Source organism: Streptomyces sp. NBC_01618, from assembly GCF_045209435.1.
In the GTDB taxonomy this organism is placed as follows: Bacteria; Actinomycetota; Actinomycetes; order Streptomycetales; family Streptomycetaceae; genus Streptomyces.
Genome location: NZ_CP109297.1, coordinates 1417471 through 1434717 on the forward strand (window position 1 = coordinate 1417471; position 17247 = coordinate 1434717).

Below are 17247 nucleotides of genomic sequence, written 5' to 3' on the forward strand. Positions count from 1 at the left end.
CTCGCGAGAGGGGAATACCCACCCTTCAACATCGGAAAGCGGCCGGTTGTATCGTCGAACCGTTCAACACCCGTCAGGGCTGGCTTCTTTTGGTTCGGATACGCAGGGAACGGCAGGAGAAATGACCGTGCAGCAGGACGCTCCCACCGGTAGCGACACTCAGGACCTGGAGGTCTGGATCGACCAGGACCTGTGCACGGGGGACGGAATCTGCGTGCAGTACGCACCCGAGGTGTTCGAGCTGGACATCGACGGCCTGGCGTATGTGAAGAGCAGTGACGACGAACTGCTGCAGGACAAGGGCGCGACCACGCCCGTACCGCTTCCGCTGCTTCAGGATGTCGTCGATTCGGCCAAGGAGTGCCCGGGCGACTGCATCCATGTACGTCGCGTTTCGGACCGGGTCGAGGTGTACGGTCCCGAGGCCGCCTGATCCGGCGGTTCCGGGCGGGCGGGCACGCGCGGTGACCGCTCAGGCACTGCCGGGGCCGGCCTCGGTGGTGCGGACGAAGGTGCCGCCCTGCCACCGCCAGGTGACCCTTTCCTGCTGGTCGGGACAGCAGCGGGGCACGTCGGCCGAGGAGTAGCCGAGCAGGGTGGCAAAGACGGCTCCGTCACGCACCGCGAAATCGCCGATGCTCATCTGCTGGGCGGGGTCCACCAGGGTCGCCACGATCCGGGGTGCGGCCCCGTTTCCCTGTGTGAGGACGTAGACGCCGCTGGGCGGGGTGCCGGATCCGGCCGCGCAGTGGACCACGGCGACGGTCTCGGGGCGGCCGTCGCCGTCGAGGTCGCCGGGCGCCTGTTGGGCCACGGTGTTCTCCAGCCCGCCGCATTGCAGGGGGTAGGCCGCCCGGTGCGGATCGGGGGCGGCGACGGGCGCGGTGCCGTGCTGCGTGGTGGTCCGGTGGGGAGTCGAGGCGGAGGCCGTGGGGTCCGGCTGGAGCATGCCGGCTGCCGCGATGACGGCGGCCATCGCTGTCGCGGTGGCGAGCCAGTGGAGCGGCTTGGTGTCGGTGTGCGCGAGGTCCGGGAGCTCGGAGGTCTGCACGCGGGATGTCTCCTGTGGTTCCTGTGGATCGGGGATGCCTGGTTGGGCGGTGCCACCGGTGCGACGTCCGCGGTGGTGTGGGGTGGCCAGCATCGTGCCACACCTCACAGAACAGGGGAACGGTGGGGTCGGCCACGGATGCGTGTCCTTACCGGCAACGAGGAGGCGCCGCCGCTGAGTTCCCGGGTCGGTCCGGGAACTCGGCGGCGGCGCCGGTACGTTGTGCGGCTCAGCCTCGGGAGGAGCCGCTCCGGCTGCCGGGACCGTCGTAGTCCTCGCCGTAGGCGCCCTTGGCGGGGCGGCGGCGGCGCAGCGGGGCCTCCACACCGTCGGCCAGGCGGCGGGCGGTGACGAGGAAGCCGGTGTGGCCGATCATGCGGTGGTCCGGGCGGACGGCCAGGCCCTCGACGTGCCAGTTGCGGATCATCGACTCCCAGGGCTGCGGTTCGGCGAAGCAGCCGATCTCGCGGATCGACTCGACGGTCCGGGCGAGCTGCGTGGTGGTCGCGACGTACGCGCAGAGGATGCCACCGGGCACGAGCGCCTTGGAGACGGCCTCCAGGCATTCCCAGGGGGCGAGCATGTCGAGGATGACACGGTCGACGTCGGTGTCCGAGAGGTTGTCCTGGAGGTCGCCGACGGTGAGCTGCCAGGCGGGGTGCGGTTCGCCGAAGTAGCGTTCCACGTTCTGCTGGGCGATCTCGGCGAAGTCCTCGCGGCGCTCGTAGGAGTGCAGCATGCCCTGGTCGCCGATGGCGCGCAGCAGGAAGGTGGAGAGCGAGCCGGAGCCGACGCCGGCTTCCACGACGCGGGCGCCGGGGAAGATGTCGGCGAAGGCCAGGATCTGCCCCGCGTCCTTGGGGTAGACCACGGCGGCGCCGCGGGGCATGGACAGGACGTAGTCGGGGAGCAGGGGGCGCAGCGCGAGGTAGGCGACGTTTCCCGTGGTTCGGACAACACTGCCCTCGGGAGCACCGATCAGCTCGTCGTGCGGGAAAGAACCCTTGTGGGTGTGGAAGTTCTTTCCGGCTTCGAGCGTGAAGGTGTAGTGGCGTCCCTTGGGATCGGTGAGCTGGACCTGGTCCCCGACCTTGAAGGGCCCGCGTCGGCGGGCGGCACCGGTCGGTTCAGACATGTGACCAGCGTACCGGTGATTCCCGGGGCTCCGACCGCGAGGCGGGGCAGCGGGCGGCCTCTCAGAGGCTGTCGGGTGACCTCGGACCGGAAAGCGGACGCGGGTCTGGTGCATGCGGTTCCAAGGCGGAGGAGGGAGGCGACGCGGAACGTCGCCGACCGACGACAACGCGGGAAGCGTGCGTGCCAGGGCGTGGCCGCCCGGTCAGAGGTCACCCGACAGCCTCTCAGGCGGCCGGCCTGGCCAGGGCGGCGACGAAGGCCCGTTCGACGTCGGCGGTGGACAGCACGCCGTAGATCTCCCCGGTCTCCTCCAGGACGAGGTACTCGGTGGCGGGATCGGCCTTGAGGCGGTCCAGGAGTGCTTCGCCGGCCAGCTCGGCGGAGATCTTCATGCCCTCCGTGAGGTCCTGGGCGAGGCCGCTGACGGCGACCCAGGGGCGGCGGTGTTCGGGGATGGAGACGATGGCCGTTTCGCGGACGACGCCCGTGGGTTCGCCGTGTCCGTCGACGACGACGAGGGCGCGGGCGCCCGCCTCGTTGGCGCGGCGCAGGGCCTCGGAGAGCGGGGTGTCCGCCTCCACGGGGACGGCGCGCCGGGTGAGGGTGCGGGCGCACAGTTCGGGGAGGTGTTCGCGCAGCCGGGCCATGCGCAGGCTGTTGCCCGCTCCGGTCCAGATGATGGCGGCGAGGATGGCGGCGAGCAGCGCGTCGGTGACGGTGTCCGTGCCGCTGAGGTCTTGGGGATTGTTCCCGAAGGAGCCGGTGTGGGTGAGCAGCGGGAGGCCGATGAGGGTGACGACGGCGAGGGCGCGGCCGACCCAGGCGGCGGCGACGGTGCCGCTCATCGGCCTGCCGGTGATCTTCCAGACGACGGCGCGGAGCATCCGTCCGCCGTCGAGCGGGAGGCCGGGCAGGAGGTTGAAGGCGGCCACCAGGAGGTTGGAGACCATCAGTCCGGCGAGGAGGACACCGGGCACGGTGCCGGGTTCGACGAACTTCATCCCGGCGTAGAAGAGGCCGGCCAGCACCAGGGAGAGCAGGGGGCCGACGAAGGCGAGGAGGAATTCGCGGCCGGGGGTCTCGGACTCCTTCTCGATCTCGGAGACGCCGCCGAAGAACTGGAGCTGGATACGGCGCACCGGCAGCTTGTAGCGCAGCGCGACGACCGTGTGGGCGAGTTCGTGGACGAGTACGGAGGCGTAGAAGGCGATCGCGAAGAACAGGGAGACCAGATAGCGCGCGGCGCCGAGTTCGGGCAGCACCCGTTCGAGCTGGCCGCCGAAGACCCAGGTGATCAGTGCGGCCACGACGAACCAACTGGGTGCCACGTACACGGGCACGCCGAACGGGCGGCCCATGAGAAGGCCGCCTCCGGGCTCTTCGGGGCGCCGCGGCCCGCCCTTGTCGGGGCCGGTGCCGGGGGCTGTTCCCCCCGTGCCGGGCTGCGGCCGCCCGCTGTCGCCGCTCTCGTCCACGAGGTCCCTTCGGTCGGTGCCGTTCGGCACGATCATGCAGTGTTCGAGGCTGTGTGGTCGATGGTATGCCGCCGACTGTCAGTGGCGGGCCGTAGGGTCTTCGACATGATGTCCCTGCCGCGGCCCGCGCAGCCGCCTTCGTCCCTGTCGCCGTCGCGGGCGAGCGATTTCATGCAGTGTCCTCTGCTGTACCGCTTCCGGGTCATCGACAAACTGCCGGAGAAGCCCAGCGAAGCGGCTACCCGGGGCACGCTGGTGCATGCGGTGCTGGAGCGGCTCTTCGACAACCCGGCCGCGGAGCGCACGGCCGGCCGGGCCACTTCGCTGATCCCCGCCCAGTGGGACCGGCTGCTGGAGTCGAAGCCCGAGCTGTCGGAGCTGTTCGCGGAGGATGCCGGGGGCGAGCGGCTGTCGCGCTGGCTCTCGGAGGCGGAGAGCCTGGTGGAGCGGTGGTTCTCGCTGGAGGATCCGACGCGCCTGGAGCCCGCCGAGCGGGAGCTGTTCGTCGAGACGGAGCTGGAGTCGGGGCTGCGGCTGCGCGGGGTGATCGACCGGATCGATGTGGCGCCCACGGGCGAGGTCCGGATCGTCGACTACAAGACGGGGAAGGCGCCGCGCCCTGAGTACGCGGAGGGTGCGCTCTTCCAGATGAAGTTCTACGCCCTGGTGATCTGGCGGCTGAAGGGTGTGGTGCCGCGGCGGCTCCAGCTCGTCTATCTCGGCAGCGGCGACATCATGACGTACGACCCGGTGGTGGCGGATCTGGAGCGGGTCGAGCGGAAGCTGCTGGCGCTCTGGGACGCGATCCGGCTGGCGACGGAGACGGGCGAGTGGCGGCCCCGGCCGACGAAGCTCTGCGGCTGGTGCGACCACCAGTCGTCCTGTCCTGAATTCGGGGGCACTCCCCCGGTCTACCCGTTGTCCGTACGCCCGGCGGAATCGGAGCAGGATGTCCAGGGCAGAATGGATCCGGTCCATGCCGAGGCCGCCCGGCCTGTGGCCCTGGAAGGACCTTGAGGAGACCCTGTGGCTATCCGCGTCCTACTGGTCGACGACCAACCGCTGCTACGCACCGGCTTCCGGATGATTCTGGAGGCGGAGGGGGATCTCGCGGTGGTGGGCGAGGCCGGTGACGGTCTCCAGGCTCTCGACCAGGTGCGGGCGCTGCAGCCCGATGTGGTGCTGATGGACATCCGCATGCCGCGGATGGACGGCGTCGAGGCGACGCGTCAGATCACCGGCCCGGGCCGGGACGGTCCGGCGAAGGTGCTGGTGCTGACCACGTTCGATCTCGACGAGTACGTGGTGGAGGCGTTGCGCGCCGGTGCCAGCGGCTTTCTGTTGAAGGACGCTCCGGCCAATGAGCTGGTGCAGGCGATCCGTGTGGTCGCGGCGGGCGAGGCGATGCTCGCTCCGAGCATCACCCGCAGGCTGCTCGACAAGTACGCGGACCATCTGCCGTCCGGCGAGGAGCCGGTGCCCGACACCCTGAACACGCTGACGGACCGTGAGGTCGAGGTGTTGAAGCTGGTGGCGCGCGGCTTGTCGAATGCGGAGATCGCCGCGGATCTGTTCGTCAGTGAGACGACGGTCAAGACGCATGTCGGCCATGTCCTGACCAAGCTCGGTCTGCGGGACCGGGTGCAGGCGGCCGTGTACGCGTACGAGAGCGGCCTGGTGCGCCCCGGCGCCCAGTGAGCGGACGAACGGGCCGGCGGAGCGGGCGTGCGCCCCGGCCGGGTGCGGCCGGGGCGTCGTCCGTACTCAGGCGGTGCCGTCGGCGAGCTCCCAGAGCTGGAGGTCGGCGGACGAGTTGACCGCCCATTCGACGCCGGTGAGGCCTTCGCGGGAGGCGACGTACTGCTTGCTCTGCCAGATCGGCAGTACGGGGACGTCCTGGGCAACGATGTCCTGGAGGCGCTGGAAGGTCTTGGCGGAGGCGCTGCGGTCGGACTCCCGGCGGGACTGCGGGATGAGCGCCTTCTGGGCCAGGTCCGACTTGTAGGGCGAGTTGAGGAAGTTGTTCCTGTCGAGGAACGGCGCCGTGAAGTTGTCGGGGTCCGGGAAGTCGGGGAACCAGCCCATGCCGTAGACGGCGTAGTCGCCGCGCACCTGTGCGGGGCGGTACTTCTCCCAGGGGGTGCCCTGGACGGTGACGTCGAACAGCCCGGTGTCGTTGAACTGCTTCTTCAGGGCTTCGAATTCGGTGGCCGTGCCGGTGCCGAAGTGGTCCGTCGTGTAGTGCAGGGTGAGCTTCACCGGGGTGTCGATGCCGGCGGCGCGCAGGATCGCCGCGGCCTTCGCGGTGCTGGGCTCGCCGTACTTGTTGTAGAACGAGTTGGTGTGCGCGGTGATGCCGGACGGGATCAGCGAGTACAGCGGCTCGGCCGTGGTGCCGTACACCTTGCTCGCGATCTCACCCCGGTCGATGACCTGGGCCATGGCCTGGCGTACGGCCTTGTTCTTCACGGCCGGGTCCTTGGTGTCGAAGCCGAGGAAGCGGACGGCGAGACCGGGCATCTCGGTGAGATTGATGCCGTTTTCGGGGTTTTCGAGCAGCTGCCGGGACTGCTCGGGCGACATGGTGCGGGTCATCATGTCGATCTTCTTGCCGTCGAGGGCCTTCCCCATCTTCTTGGCGTCGGGGAAGAGGTCCAGTTCGACCTCGTCGTTCCGTACCTTCAAATCGCCCTTGTAGTGCGGGTTCCTGGTGAAGAGGACCTTGACGACCCGGTGGTTCTCGACTTCCGGTTTCATGGTGTACGGACCGGAGCCGTCCACCTGGAATCCGGTGCGCGCGGACTTCGCGGCGTACTTGCTCCGCGGCACGATCCCGGCGACCGGGGTGGCGAGCTTGTACGGGAACGTGGCGTCCGGGGTGCGGAGGTGGAAGATGACCTCCCGCTCGCCCTTCGTCTCGACGGTGTCGATGTTGGCGAGCAGCGCGACGGGCCCGTTGGCCGCGTTGATGCGGATGACGCGGTCAATGGAGTACTTCACGTCGTCGGCGGTGATCGGCTTGCCGTCGGCGAACTTCAGGCCGGCGCGCAGCCTGCAGCGGTAGCGCTCGTTCTGGGTGTCCGTGAAGGTGCAGCTCTCGGCCGCTTCGGGGACCGGCTCGCCGCCGCCGCGCGGTACATGTGTCAGGGTCTGCACGGTCTGCCGGAGCACGTTCCACACGGCCGCTTCGTAGCCGATGGCGGGGTCGAGCGGTGCGGGGTTGTCCTTGGAGGTCACGAACTGGTCCGTGGTGCCGACAACGATGGCGGCCCTGCCATCGCTCTCGTCCCCCGACGCGCCGCAGGCGGCGAGTGCGGGTGCGAGCAGGCCGACGACGGCCGGCAGCACCAGAGTCTTGCGGTTCATTGTGGACGCTCTCCCTCATCCCAGCATGGAGAAAACGACATTAGCGGGCGGCGTCGGCAATGCCGGACCGGATATGCCCGGTGCGTAATCAGGCTGCGCCGGGAATTACCGGCGAGCCGTTTACCTGGCGAGGAAGGTTCCGTGCGAGAAGCCACCAATCGGGACACTTCGGCACCCCGAATCGGACACCTCGGGCGATCTCGGAAGGCCCTTCTTCGTAATTCTGGTGACAAAGGTCACGCCCGGGCCTCTTTCTTTCCCTTGCCGTGTGCCCGGCCTGCACACACGTACGCACGACAGAAAATGCACGATCCGATGCCGAGAGTTTTTCGGTTTATTCACAGAAACACTCTCGGTGTGCGGATCACTGCATTCTCGTGACCAGCCCGCGGAGAAATGCGAGGTCGACTTCTTCGAGCGAACGCACGACCACACGGCCGGACGCCGGGGCGATCGGTGCGACGGACGGTACGGCGACCACCCTGCAGCCCGCGGCCTCCGCGGCCGCGACTCCGGTCGCGGTGTCCTCGATGACCGCACACCTCTCGGGCTCGGCCCCGAAGCCGGACGCGGCGGTGAGATAGGGCTCCGGGTGCGGCTTCGTACGGGCGACCTCGTCGCCCGCCACGGTCAGCGAGAAGTGGTGGTGCCCCACCGAGTCCAGCACCCGGTCGATGATCCGGCGGTGCGAGGCAGAGACCAGCGCGGTGGGAATCTCGTGCCTGGCCAGTTCCGCCAGCAGCCGTGCCGCGCCCGGCATCAGCGGCACACCGCGGCCGATGCGCTCCTCGAAACGATCGTTGAGCAGCACGGTGAGCTCGGCGAGGGTGATGTCCGCGCCGGTCACATCCATGAGGTAGCCGGCGCTGCGGGTCATCGGCCCGCCGACCACCACGTCCCGCCAGGCCTCGTCGAGCTGGTGCCCGAGCTCGGCGAAGACCTCCACCTCGGCGTCCCACCAGAAGCCCTCGGTGTCGACGAGGGTGCCGTCCATGTCGAGCAGGACGGCCTGCAGGGCGGCGCCTTCGGCCGTGCGGGTCATGGACGCAGGAACCGTGCTGGTCATCCGGCACACCTTCCGTAAGGGACGAGAAGGCCGGCCGCCTTTTCCCGTGGGAAGGGCGACCGGCCTGCACTGGACCGACCAGTGTACGACTTGTTCTGCTACGACGCGTTGAACGCCGTCCTACCGCGCGTTGAAATACTTGGCCTCCGGGTGATGGATGACGATCGCGTCGGTGGACTGCTCCGGGTGCAGCTGGAATTCCTCCGAGAGCTGCACGCCGATCCGCTCCGGCTGGAGCAGCTCGGCGATCTTCGCCCGGTCCTCCAGGTCGGGGCAGGCGCCGTAGCCGAGGGAGAAGCGCGCGCCGCGGTACTTCAGCGCGAACATTTCCTCGACATCGGCCGGGTCCTCGCCGCCGAAGCCGAGCTCGGAGCGGACCCGGGCGTGCCAGTACTCGGCGAGGGCCTCGGCCAGCTGTACGGACAGGCCGTGCAGCTCCAGGTAGTCGCGGTAGGAGTTGGCCTCGAAGAGCTTGGCGGTCTCGCCGCCGATCTTCGAACCGACGGTGACGACCTGGAGGCCGATCACGTCCGTCTCGCCGGACTCCTCGGGGCGGAAGAAGTCCGCGAGGCAGAGGCGGCGGCCGCGGCGCTGGCGCGGGAAGGTGAAACGGGTGCGCTCGGAGCCGTCCTCGTGGAGCAGGATCAGGTCGTCGCCCTTGGAGACGCAGGGGAAGTAGCCGTAGACGACGGCGGCTTCCAGCAGGTTCTCGGTGTGGAGCTTGTCGAGCCAGCCGCGCAGGTGCGGGCGGCCCTCGGTCTCGACCAGTTCCTCGTACGTCGGTCCGTCGCCGACGCGGGCCTGCTTGAGGCCCCACTGGCCCTTGAAGAGCGCGCCCTCGTCCAGCCAGGACGCGTACTCCTTGAGCTGGATCCCCTTGACGACCCGGGTGCCCCAGAAGGGGGGCTCGGGGACCGGGTTGTCGACGGCGACATCGGAGCGGACGCCCTCCTGCGGCTCGTCGACCTCCAGGACCGCGGTGTCGCGCTTGGGAACGCGGCGCTGCTTGAGTTCCGGGAGGACGGCGCCGGGCACGCCGCGCTTGACCGCGATCAGGGCGTCCATCAGGCGCAGCCCCTCGAACGCGTCGCGGGCGTAGCGGACCTCGCCCTCGTAGATCTCGTGGAGGTCCTGCTCGACGTAGGCGCGGGTCAGGGCGGCGCCGCCGAGGATCACCGGGAAGTCGGCGGCCAGCTTGCGCTGGTTCAGCTCCTCCAGGTTCTCCTTCATGATCACGGTGGATTTCACCAGCAGGCCGGACATGCCGATGACGTCGGCGCGGTGCTCCTCGGCGGCCTCCAGGATCGCGGAGACGGGCTGCTTGATGCCGAGGTTCACGACGTTGTAGCCGTTGTTGGACAGGATGATGTCGACGAGGTTCTTGCCGATGTCGTGGACGTCGCCGCGGACGGTGGCCAGGACGATGGTGCCCTTGCCCTCGGCGTCGGACTTCTCCATGTGCGGCTCCAGGTAGGCCACCGCGGTCTTCATGGCCTCGGCGGACTGGAGCACGAACGGCAGCTGCATCTGGCCGGAGCCGAAGAGCTCGCCGACGACCTTCATGCCCTCCAGGAGGGTGTCGTTGACGATGTCGAGGGCCGGGCGGGTTCGCAGGGCCTCGTCGAGGTCGGTCTCCAGGCCGTTCTTCTCGCCGTCGATGATGCGGCGCTGGAGGCGTTCGTCCAGCGGCAGGGCAAGGAGTTCCTCGGCCTTGCCCGCCTTCATCGACTTCGTGCTTACGCCCTCGAAGAGTTCCATGAGCTTCTGCAGGGGGTCGTAGCCCTCGGAGCGGCGGTCGTAGATGAGGTCGAGCGCGACCTTGACCTGCTCCTCATCGAGGCGTGCGATCGGCAGGATCTTGGAGGCGTGCACGATCGCGGAGTCGAGACCGGCCTTGACACACTCGTCGAGGAAGACGGAGTTCAGGACGACCCGGGCGGCCGGGTTGAGGCCGAAGGAGATGTTGGACAGGCCAAGCGTCGTCTGTACGTCGGGGTGACGCTTCTTCAGTTCGCGGATGGCCCCGATGGTGGCGATGCCGTCGCCGCGGGACTCCTCCTGACCGGTACAGATCGTGAAGGTCAGGGTGTCGATGAGGATGTCCGACTCCTGGATGCCCCAGTTGCCGGTCAGGTCCGCGATGAGCCGCTCGGCGACGGCGACCTTGTGCTCGACGGTCCGGGCCTGGCCCTCCTCGTCGATGGTCAGCGCGATCAGCGCGGCGCCGTGCTCGGCGGCCAGCGCGGTGACCTTGGCGAAGCGGGACTCAGGTCCGTCGCCGTCCTCGTAGTTGACGGAGTTGAGGACGGCACGGCCGCCGAGCTTCTCCAGACCGGCGCGCAGGACGGGCAGTTCGGTGGAGTCGAGCACGATCGGCAGGGTGGAGGCGGTGGCGAAGCGGCCGGCCAGCTCCTCCATGTCCGCCACGCCGTCGCGGCCCACGTAGTCGACGCAGAGGTCGAGCATGTGGGCGCCCTCGCGGATCTGGTCGCGGGCCATCTCCACGCAGTCGTCCCAGCGGGCCTCCAGCATGGCCTCGCGGAACTTCTTCGAGCCGTTGGCGTTCGTACGCTCACCGATCGCGAGGTACGAGGTGTCCTGGCGGAAGGGGACGGTCTGGTAGAGGGACGCGGCGCCCGGCTCGGGGTGCGGCGTGCGGGGGGTGACGGCGACGCCGCGGACCCGCTCGACGACCTGGCGCAGGTGCTCCGGGGTCGTACCGCAGCAGCCGCCGACCAGCGCGAGGCCGTACTCGCGGACGAAGGTCTCCTGCGCGTCGGCCAGCTCGGCCGGGGACAGCGGGTAGTGCGCGCCGTCCTTGCCGAGCACGGGGAGGCCGGCGTTGGGCATGCAGGAGAGCGGGATGCGCGAGTGGCGGGCGAGGTAGCGCAGGTGCTCGCTCATCTCGGCGGGGCCGGTGGCGCAGTTCAGGCCGATGAGGTCGATGCCGAGCGGTTCCAGGGCGGTGAGCGCCGCGCCGATCTCGGAGCCGAGCAGCATGGTGCCGGTCGTCTCGACGGTGACGGAGCAGATCACCGGGAGGTCGGCCCCGGTGGCCTCCAGGGCGCGGCGGGCACCGATGACGGAGGCCTTGGTCTGCAGCAGGTCCTGGGTGGTCTCGACCAGGAGGGCGTCGGCGCCGCCGGCGATCATGCCCTCGGCGTTCTGCTGGTAGGCGTCGCGGAGCTTGGTGTACGGGGCGTGGCCCAGCGTCGGCAGCTTCGTGCCCGGGCCCATGGAGCCGAGCACCCAGCGCTGCTGTCCGGTGGAGGCGGTGAACTCGTCGGCGACCTCGCGGGCGATGCGCGCACCGGACTCGGAGAGCTCGAAGACCCGCTCGGCGATGTCGTACTCGCCCAGGGCCGCCAGGTTGGCGCCGAAGGTGTTCGTCTCTACGCAGTCCACGCCGACGGCGAAGTACTCCTGGTGCACGGAACGCACGATGTCGGGGCGCGTGACGTTCAGGATCTCGTTGCAGCCTTCGAGGTTCTGGAAGTCCTCGAGGGTCGGGTCCTGTGCCTGGAGCATGGTGCCCATGGCACCGTCGGCCACCACCACCCGGGTGGCGAGTGCCTCACGGAGGGCTTCGGCTCGGTTCCGGCTGTCGGCGGAAGGGGTCGGCGACGAGGCCATGGATGTACTCCCTGGGATGCGACGGCTGTCGGCTTTGCGGCTTCGGCGGAAGGCGCACCACGCCAGCGTAGCCGGGCGACGCCCGGGGCCGTCACTCCGTCCCACGGTGCGGACGGCATGCTGTGCGGGGAGATGTCCGAATCGCAGTGGTGCCGCGGTTTTCCCGCACGCTCGCGCAAGGGTCGACATCGACCGATAGTGTTCAGCATTGTCGAACCGAGGTGGAGGAGTACGGCGCGATGGCCAAGAACATCCAGTCGCTGGAGCGGGCGGCGGCGATGCTGCGCCTGCTGGCAGGCGGCGAGCGTCGGCTGGGACTGTCCGACATCGCCTCTTCACTGGGCCTGGCCAAGGGCACCGCACACGGCATTCTGCGCACGCTCCAGCACGAGGGCTTCGTCGAGCAGGACACGGCGTCCGGCCGCTATCAGCTGGGCGCCGAGCTGCTGCGTCTGGGCAACAGCTATCTGGACGTCCACGAACTGCGGGCGCGCGCGCTCGTCTGGACCGACGACCTGGCCCGCTCCAGCGGCGAGAGCGCCCATCTGGGGGTCCTGCACCAGCAGGGCGTCCTCATCGTCCACCACGTGTTCCGGCCCGACGACAGCCGGCAGGTCCTGGAGGTCGGGGCCATGCAGCCGCTGCACTCCACGGCCCTGGGCAAGGTGCTCTCGGCGTACGACCCGGTGGCGCGCACCGAGGCGATGGAGGCCGAGCGGAGGTCCTTCACCCCGCACACCGTCACCGACGCGGCGGAGTTCGAGGCGATGCTCGACCTGATCCGGGCCCGCGGCTGGGCGGCCGACGTGGAGGAGACCTGGGAGGGCGTGGCCGCGGTGGCCGCCCCGATCCACGACCGACGGCGGATTCCGGTCGGCGCGGTGGCCGTGACCGGCGCGGTGGAGCGGGTCTGCGCGGACGGGGAGCTGCGCCCCGAGCTGATCGCAGCGGTGCGGGACTGCGCCCGCGCGGTCTCCAGGGATCTGGGCGCCCGGCCCTTCTGACCGCGGCGGAGGGTGATCACCGGCGGCGACCGCGCCACCGCGGACCGTCGGTAACGATCGAGTTTATAGGCCACACAACCCTTGACGCGTGTTTCACCTGGGGGAAGCATTGCCGCTCACCGGTCGGCATTGTCGAACAGCTAACGGAATTTCGCGTTACGGTGTGACAGCGCCAAGGGCCGGAAAACGCCCTCACGTGAGGGCGCGGACCACCGGAGGGACCCGGGGTTCGGCTTCCCTGGACGAAGGACAAAGGAGTCGCGGGTGTCCAGCTCCGACATCTTCATCGGCGAGACCATAGGTACCGCCGTACTCATCCTGCTCGGCGGCGGTGTCTGTGCGGCCGTCACTCTCAAGCGTTCCAAGGCGCAGAACGCCGGCTGGCTCGCCATCACCTTCGGGTGGGGTTTCGCCGTGCTGACCGGCGCGTATCTGGTCGGCGGCGTGTCCGGCGCGCATCTCAATCCGGCGGTCACGATCGGTCTCGCGATCGAGGGCGGCACCAAGTGGAGCGACGTACCGCTGTACCTCGGCTCCCAGCTGTTCGGCGCGATGATCGGCGCGGTGCTGGTCTGGCTGACGTATTACGGGCAGTTCCGGGCGCATCTCACAGATCCGGAGATCGTGGGCGCCCAACCGGGTGAAGAGGCCATGGTCGACCAGGCCGCCGCCCCGAAGGCGGGCCCGGTGCTGGGCATCTTCTCCACCGGCCCCGAGATCCGGCACGCAGTGCAGAACCTCACCACCGAGATCATCGCCACCGTCGTGCTCGTCCTGGCGATCCTCACCCAGGGCCTCAACAACGACGGCAACGGCCTCGGCACGCTCGGCGCGTTGGTCACCGCGCTGGTCGTCGTCGGTATCGGTCTCTCGCTCGGCGGGCCGACGGGTTACGCGATCAACCCGGTCCGCGACCTCGGTCCGCGTATCGTGCACGCGCTGCTTCCGCTGCCGAACAAGGGCGGCTCCGACTGGGGCTACGCATGGATCCCGGTCGTCGGACCGCTCGTCGGCGGCGCGATCGCGGGCGGGCTCTACAACGTCGCCTTCGCCTGAGCCGTGACGTACAGAGCCGTGACGCACAGAGCCGTGACGTACAGAGCTGTGACGTACAGAGCCGTATTCCTCACGACCACACAGACTTCCGGGAGCACACCGTGACCGACGCACACACCACCGGCCCGTTCATCGCGGCCATCGACCAGGGCACCACCTCCAGCCGCTGCATCGTCTTCGACAAGGACGGCCGGATCGTCTCCGTCGACCAGAAGGAGCACGAGCAGATCTTCCCGAAGCCGGGCTGGGTCGAGCACGACGCGAGGGAGATCTGGGAGAACGTCCAGGAGGTCGTGGCGGGCGCCGTCGTCAAGGCGGGCATCACCGCCGCCGACGTGAAGGCCATCGGCATCACCAACCAGCGCGAGACCACGCTGCTCTGGGACAAGAACACCGGTGAGCCCGTCCACAACGCCCTCGTCTGGCAGGACACCCGCACCGACGCGCTCTGCAAGGAGCTCGGCCGCAACGTGGGCCAGGACCGCTTCCGCCGCGAGACCGGTCTGCCGCTCGCCTCGTACTTCGCCGGCCCCAAGGTCCGCTGGCTGCTCGACAACGTCGAGGGACTGCGCGAGCGCGCCGAGCGCGGCGACATCCTCTTCGGCACGATGGACTCCTGGGTCATCTGGAACCTGACCGGCGGCACGAACGGCGGCGTCCACGTCACCGACGTCACCAACGCCTCGCGCACCCTCCTGATGAACCTGCACTCCATGACGTGGGACACCAAGATCCTCGCGTCCATGGGGATCCCGGCGGCCGTGCTGCCCGAGATCCGCTCCTCCGCCGAGGTGTACGGCACCGCGAAGGGCGGCGTCCTGGACGGCGTCCCGGTCGCCTCCGCGCTCGGCGACCAGCAGGCGGCCCTCTTCGGCCAGACCTGCTTCTCCGAGGGCGAGGCCAAGTCCACGTACGGCACCGGCACCTTCATGCTGATGAACACCGGCGAGACGCCCGTCAACTCGTACAACGGACTGCTGACGACCGTCGGGTACCGGATCGGCGAACAGAAGCCGGTCTACGCCCTGGAGGGCTCCATCGCCGTCACCGGCTCGCTGGTGCAGTGGATGCGCGACCAGATGGGCCTGATCAATTCCGCGGCCGAGATCGAGACGCTGGCCTCGTCGGTCGAGGACAACGGCGGCGCGTACTTCGTGCCCGCCTTCTCCGGTCTGTTCGCCCCGTACTGGCGCTCCGACGCCCGCGGCGTCATCGCCGGTCTGACCCGGTACGTCACCAAGGCCCACATCGCCCGTGCCGTCCTGGAGGCCACCGCCTGGCAGACCCGGGAGATCACCGACGCCATGACGAAGGACTCCGGTGTCGAACTCGCCGCCCTGAAGGTCGACGGCGGCATGACCTCCAACAACTTGCTGATGCAGACGCTCGCCGACTTCCTGGACGCGCCCGTGGTGCGGCCGATGGTCGCCGAGACGACCTGCCTCGGCGCCGCCTACGCCGCCGGTCTCGCCGTCGGTTTCTGGCCGGACACCGACGCGCTGCGCGCCAACTGGCGCCGGGCCGCCGAGTGGACACCCCGCATGGACGCGGACACCCGCGACCGCGAGTACAAGAGCTGGCTCAAGGCCGTGGAACGGACCATGGGCTGGCTCGAAGACGAGGAGTAATCACCATGACCACCCTGCAGAGCGTCCCGGCACTCGGGACACACCCGGCTTCCGGCTCCCTCCCGAGCCGCGCCGAGACTCGGGAGCAGTTGTCCAAGGCTGCGTACGACCTCCTGGTGATCGGTGGCGGCATCCTGGGCATCTCCACCGCCTGGCACGCCGCGCAGTCGGGGCTGCGGGTGGCCCTGGTGGACGCCGGCGACTTCGCCGGCGCCACTTCCTCCGCCTCCTCCAAGCTGCTCCACGGCGGTCTGCGCTACCTGCAGACCGGTGCGGTGAAGCTCGTCGCGGAGAACCACTTCGAGCGCCGTGCGGTGTCCCGTCAGGTCGCACCGCACCTGACCAATCCGCTCACCTTCTACCTGCCGGTCTACAAGGGCGGCCCGCACGGCGCGGCGAAGCTCGGCGCGGGCGTGTTCGCGTACTCGGCGCTCTCCGCGTTCGGTGACGGGGTCGGGCACGTGATCAGCCCGGCCAAGGCGCAGCGCGATGTGCCGGAGCTGCGTACGGACGGTCTGAAGGCCGTCGCGGTCTACGGCGACGACCAGATGAACGATGCCCGGATGGCGCTGATGACGGTCCGAGCGGCCGTCGACGCGGGTGCGGTCGTCCTCAACCACGCGGCGGTGACCGGGCTGCGGTTCACCCGGGGCCGGGTGACGGGCGCCGACCTGGAGGACCGTACGGACGGTACGGACTTCGGCGTCGACGCCCGGCTCGTGCTGAACGCCACCGGCCCATGGGTCGATCACCTGCGGAGGATGGAGGACGCCGGCGCGGCTCCTTCGATACGTCTTTCCAAGGGCGCGCACCTGGTTCTGAAGCGGACGCGGCCGTGGAAGGCCGCGCTGGCCACCCCGATCGACAAGTACCGGATCACGTTCGCCCTGCCGTGGGAGGACATGCTGCTGCTCGGCACGACGGACGAGGAGTACGAGGGCGATCCGGCGGACGTCGCGGTGAACGAGAAGGACATCGCGCAGATCCTGGACGAGGCCGCGTTCTCCGTCAAGGACCAGCAGTTGTCGCGCGATCTGATCACGTACTCCTTCGCGGGTCTCCGGGTGCTGCCCGGCGGCCCGGGCGGCCCGGGCGACACGTCCAAGGCCAAGCGCGAGACGGTCGTGACGGAGGGCCGCGGCGGGATGCTGTCGGTCGCGGGCGGCAAGTGGACGACGTTCCGCCACATCGGCCGTACGGTGATGAACAAGCTGGCCGCGCTCCCCGGCCGCCCCCTGGCGGACGACATGGAGCCGATCTCGCGGCTGCCGAAGAAGCTCCCGTTGCCCGGCATCGCCAACCCGAACGCGGTGGCGCACCGGCTGCTGAACGACGGCGCTGCGCCCGGTCCCCGGATGGCGGCCGACACCGCCCGCCACCTCGCCACCCACTACGGCTCGCTCGCCTTCGACATCGCACGGCTGGCGAACGAGAACCCGGCGCTGGCCGAGCGCGTCCACCCGGACGCGCCGGAGATCTGGGCGCAGGTCGCCTACGCGCGTGATCGCGAGTGGGCCGAGACGGCGGACGACGTACTGCGCCGCCGGACGACGCTGACGATCCGCGGCCTGGCGACGGACGAGATCCGGGCCGGCGTCGAGTCCATGCTCGGCGACCGGAGCTGACGGGCCGTACGCATCGGACGGGGCGGTTCCCGGGCGGGGCCGCCCCGTCCGTGTGCCCGGGCGGTGCCGGGGCGGGGCCGCCCCGTCCGTATGTCCGGGCGGTGCCGGGGCGGGGCCGCCCCGTCCGTATGTCCGGGCGGTGCCGGGGCGGGGCCGCCCCGTCCGTATGTCCGGGCGGTCCGGGGAGGCCGTGTCCCCGGAACGAC

At 69.6% G+C, this 17247-nt stretch carries 13 protein-coding genes; 7 read left to right on the forward strand and 6 right to left on the reverse strand.

From position 1 onward, the window contains the following. Positions 1 to 121: 121 nt before the first annotated feature. Positions 122 to 433 (forward strand): ferredoxin, encoded by a 312-nt coding sequence (locus tag OH735_RS06760; protein WP_093894146.1) that lies wholly within the window; start codon positions 122 to 124, stop codon positions 431 to 433. A 39-nt stretch (positions 434 to 472) separates the two neighbouring features. Here the strand turns inward: OH735_RS06760 and OH735_RS06765 are convergent, their stop codons facing one another. From OH735_RS06765 to OH735_RS06775, 3 genes are all read right to left on the reverse strand, one after another. Then, positions 473 to 1051, reverse strand: coding sequence for a hypothetical protein (locus OH735_RS06765; protein ID WP_406380302.1), 579 nt, complete (start codon positions 1049 to 1051; stop codon positions 473 to 475). 229 nt (positions 1052 to 1280) lie between these two features. Next, entirely contained in the window at positions 1281 to 2186 is a 906-nt protein-coding gene (locus OH735_RS06770) for a tRNA (adenine-N1)-methyltransferase (RefSeq protein WP_392185671.1), read from the reverse strand. A 226-nt stretch (positions 2187 to 2412) separates the two neighbouring features. Continuing rightward, the gene (locus OH735_RS06775; protein WP_406386445.1) at positions 2413 to 3663 is read right to left on the reverse strand and encodes a site-2 protease family protein; all 1251 of its coding nucleotides are present in this window, start codon (positions 3661 to 3663) and stop codon (positions 2413 to 2415) included. A gap of 171 nt (positions 3664 to 3834) precedes the next feature. On the opposite strand from OH735_RS06775, the gene OH735_RS06780 reads away from it, so the two are divergent. Both OH735_RS06780 and OH735_RS06785 read left to right on the forward strand, forming a co-directional pair. Then, positions 3835 to 4680, forward strand: coding sequence for a RecB family exonuclease (locus tag OH735_RS06780; protein WP_406386447.1), 846 nt, complete (start codon positions 3835 to 3837; stop codon positions 4678 to 4680). A 9-nt stretch (positions 4681 to 4689) separates the two neighbouring features. Further along, on the forward strand, positions 4690 to 5361 hold the full coding sequence (locus OH735_RS06785) for a response regulator (protein WP_406380303.1): 672 nt from the start codon (positions 4690 to 4692) through the stop codon (positions 5359 to 5361). Positions 5362 to 5427: 66 nt separating this feature from the next. Here the strand turns inward: OH735_RS06785 and OH735_RS06790 are convergent, their stop codons facing one another. From OH735_RS06790 to metH, 3 genes are all read right to left on the reverse strand, one after another. Next, entirely contained in the window at positions 5428 to 7029 is a 1602-nt protein-coding gene (locus tag OH735_RS06790; RefSeq protein WP_406380305.1) for an ABC transporter substrate-binding protein, read from the reverse strand. A gap of 364 nt (positions 7030 to 7393) precedes the next feature. Beyond that, a complete protein-coding gene (locus tag OH735_RS06795; RefSeq protein WP_406380306.1) occupies positions 7394 to 8095 on the reverse strand; it encodes an HAD family hydrolase in 702 nt (233 codons plus the stop codon). Positions 8096 to 8215: 120 nt separating this feature from the next. Then, positions 8216 to 11728 (reverse strand): methionine synthase, encoded by a 3513-nt coding sequence (gene metH, locus OH735_RS06800; RefSeq protein ID WP_406380308.1) that lies wholly within the window; start codon positions 11726 to 11728, stop codon positions 8216 to 8218. A gap of 239 nt (positions 11729 to 11967) precedes the next feature. On the opposite strand from metH, the gene OH735_RS06805 reads away from it, so the two are divergent. From OH735_RS06805 to OH735_RS06820, 4 genes are all read left to right on the forward strand, one after another. After that, entirely contained in the window at positions 11968 to 12732 is a 765-nt protein-coding gene (locus OH735_RS06805) for an IclR family transcriptional regulator (RefSeq protein WP_406380310.1), read from the forward strand. 264 nt (positions 12733 to 12996) lie between these two features. Beyond that, positions 12997 to 13788 (forward strand): MIP/aquaporin family protein, encoded by a 792-nt coding sequence (locus tag OH735_RS06810; RefSeq protein WP_406380312.1) that lies wholly within the window; start codon positions 12997 to 12999, stop codon positions 13786 to 13788. Between the two features lie 101 nt (positions 13789 to 13889). Beyond that, complete coding sequence (glpK, locus tag OH735_RS06815) at positions 13890 to 15416, forward strand: glycerol kinase GlpK (protein WP_406380314.1); 1527 nt, start codon at positions 13890 to 13892, stop codon at positions 15414 to 15416. 5 nt (positions 15417 to 15421) lie between these two features. After that, positions 15422 to 17041, forward strand: a complete 1620-nt coding sequence (locus OH735_RS06820; protein ID WP_406380316.1) for an FAD-dependent oxidoreductase — start codon at positions 15422 to 15424, stop codon at positions 17039 to 17041. The last annotated feature ends 206 nt before the right edge of the window (positions 17042 to 17247 follow it).

What these genes read in the sequence shown, in the direction of transcription:
- OH735_RS06760 (WP_093894146.1), top strand. Translation starts at nt 122, where the DNA reads ATGACCGTGCAGCAGGACGCTCCCACCGGTAGCGACACTCAGGACCTG.
- OH735_RS06770 (WP_392185671.1), bottom strand. Translation starts at nt 2,186, where the DNA reads ATGTCTGAACCGACCGGTGCCGCCCGCCGACGCGGGCCCTTCAAGGTC.
- OH735_RS06780 (WP_406386447.1), top strand. Translation starts at nt 3,835, where the DNA reads ATGCAGTGTCCTCTGCTGTACCGCTTCCGGGTCATCGACAAACTGCCG.
- OH735_RS06790 (WP_406380305.1), bottom strand. Translation starts at nt 7,029, where the DNA reads ATGAACCGCAAGACTCTGGTGCTGCCGGCCGTCGTCGGCCTGCTCGCA.
- OH735_RS06795 (WP_406380306.1), bottom strand. Translation starts at nt 8,095, where the DNA reads ATGACCAGCACGGTTCCTGCGTCCATGACCCGCACGGCCGAAGGCGCC.
- metH (WP_406380308.1), bottom strand. Translation starts at nt 11,728, where the DNA reads ATGGCCTCGTCGCCGACCCCTTCCGCCGACAGCCGGAACCGAGCCGAA.
- OH735_RS06805 (WP_406380310.1), top strand. Translation starts at nt 11,968, where the DNA reads ATGGCCAAGAACATCCAGTCGCTGGAGCGGGCGGCGGCGATGCTGCGC.
- OH735_RS06820 (WP_406380316.1), top strand. Translation starts at nt 15,422, where the DNA reads ATGACCACCCTGCAGAGCGTCCCGGCACTCGGGACACACCCGGCTTCC.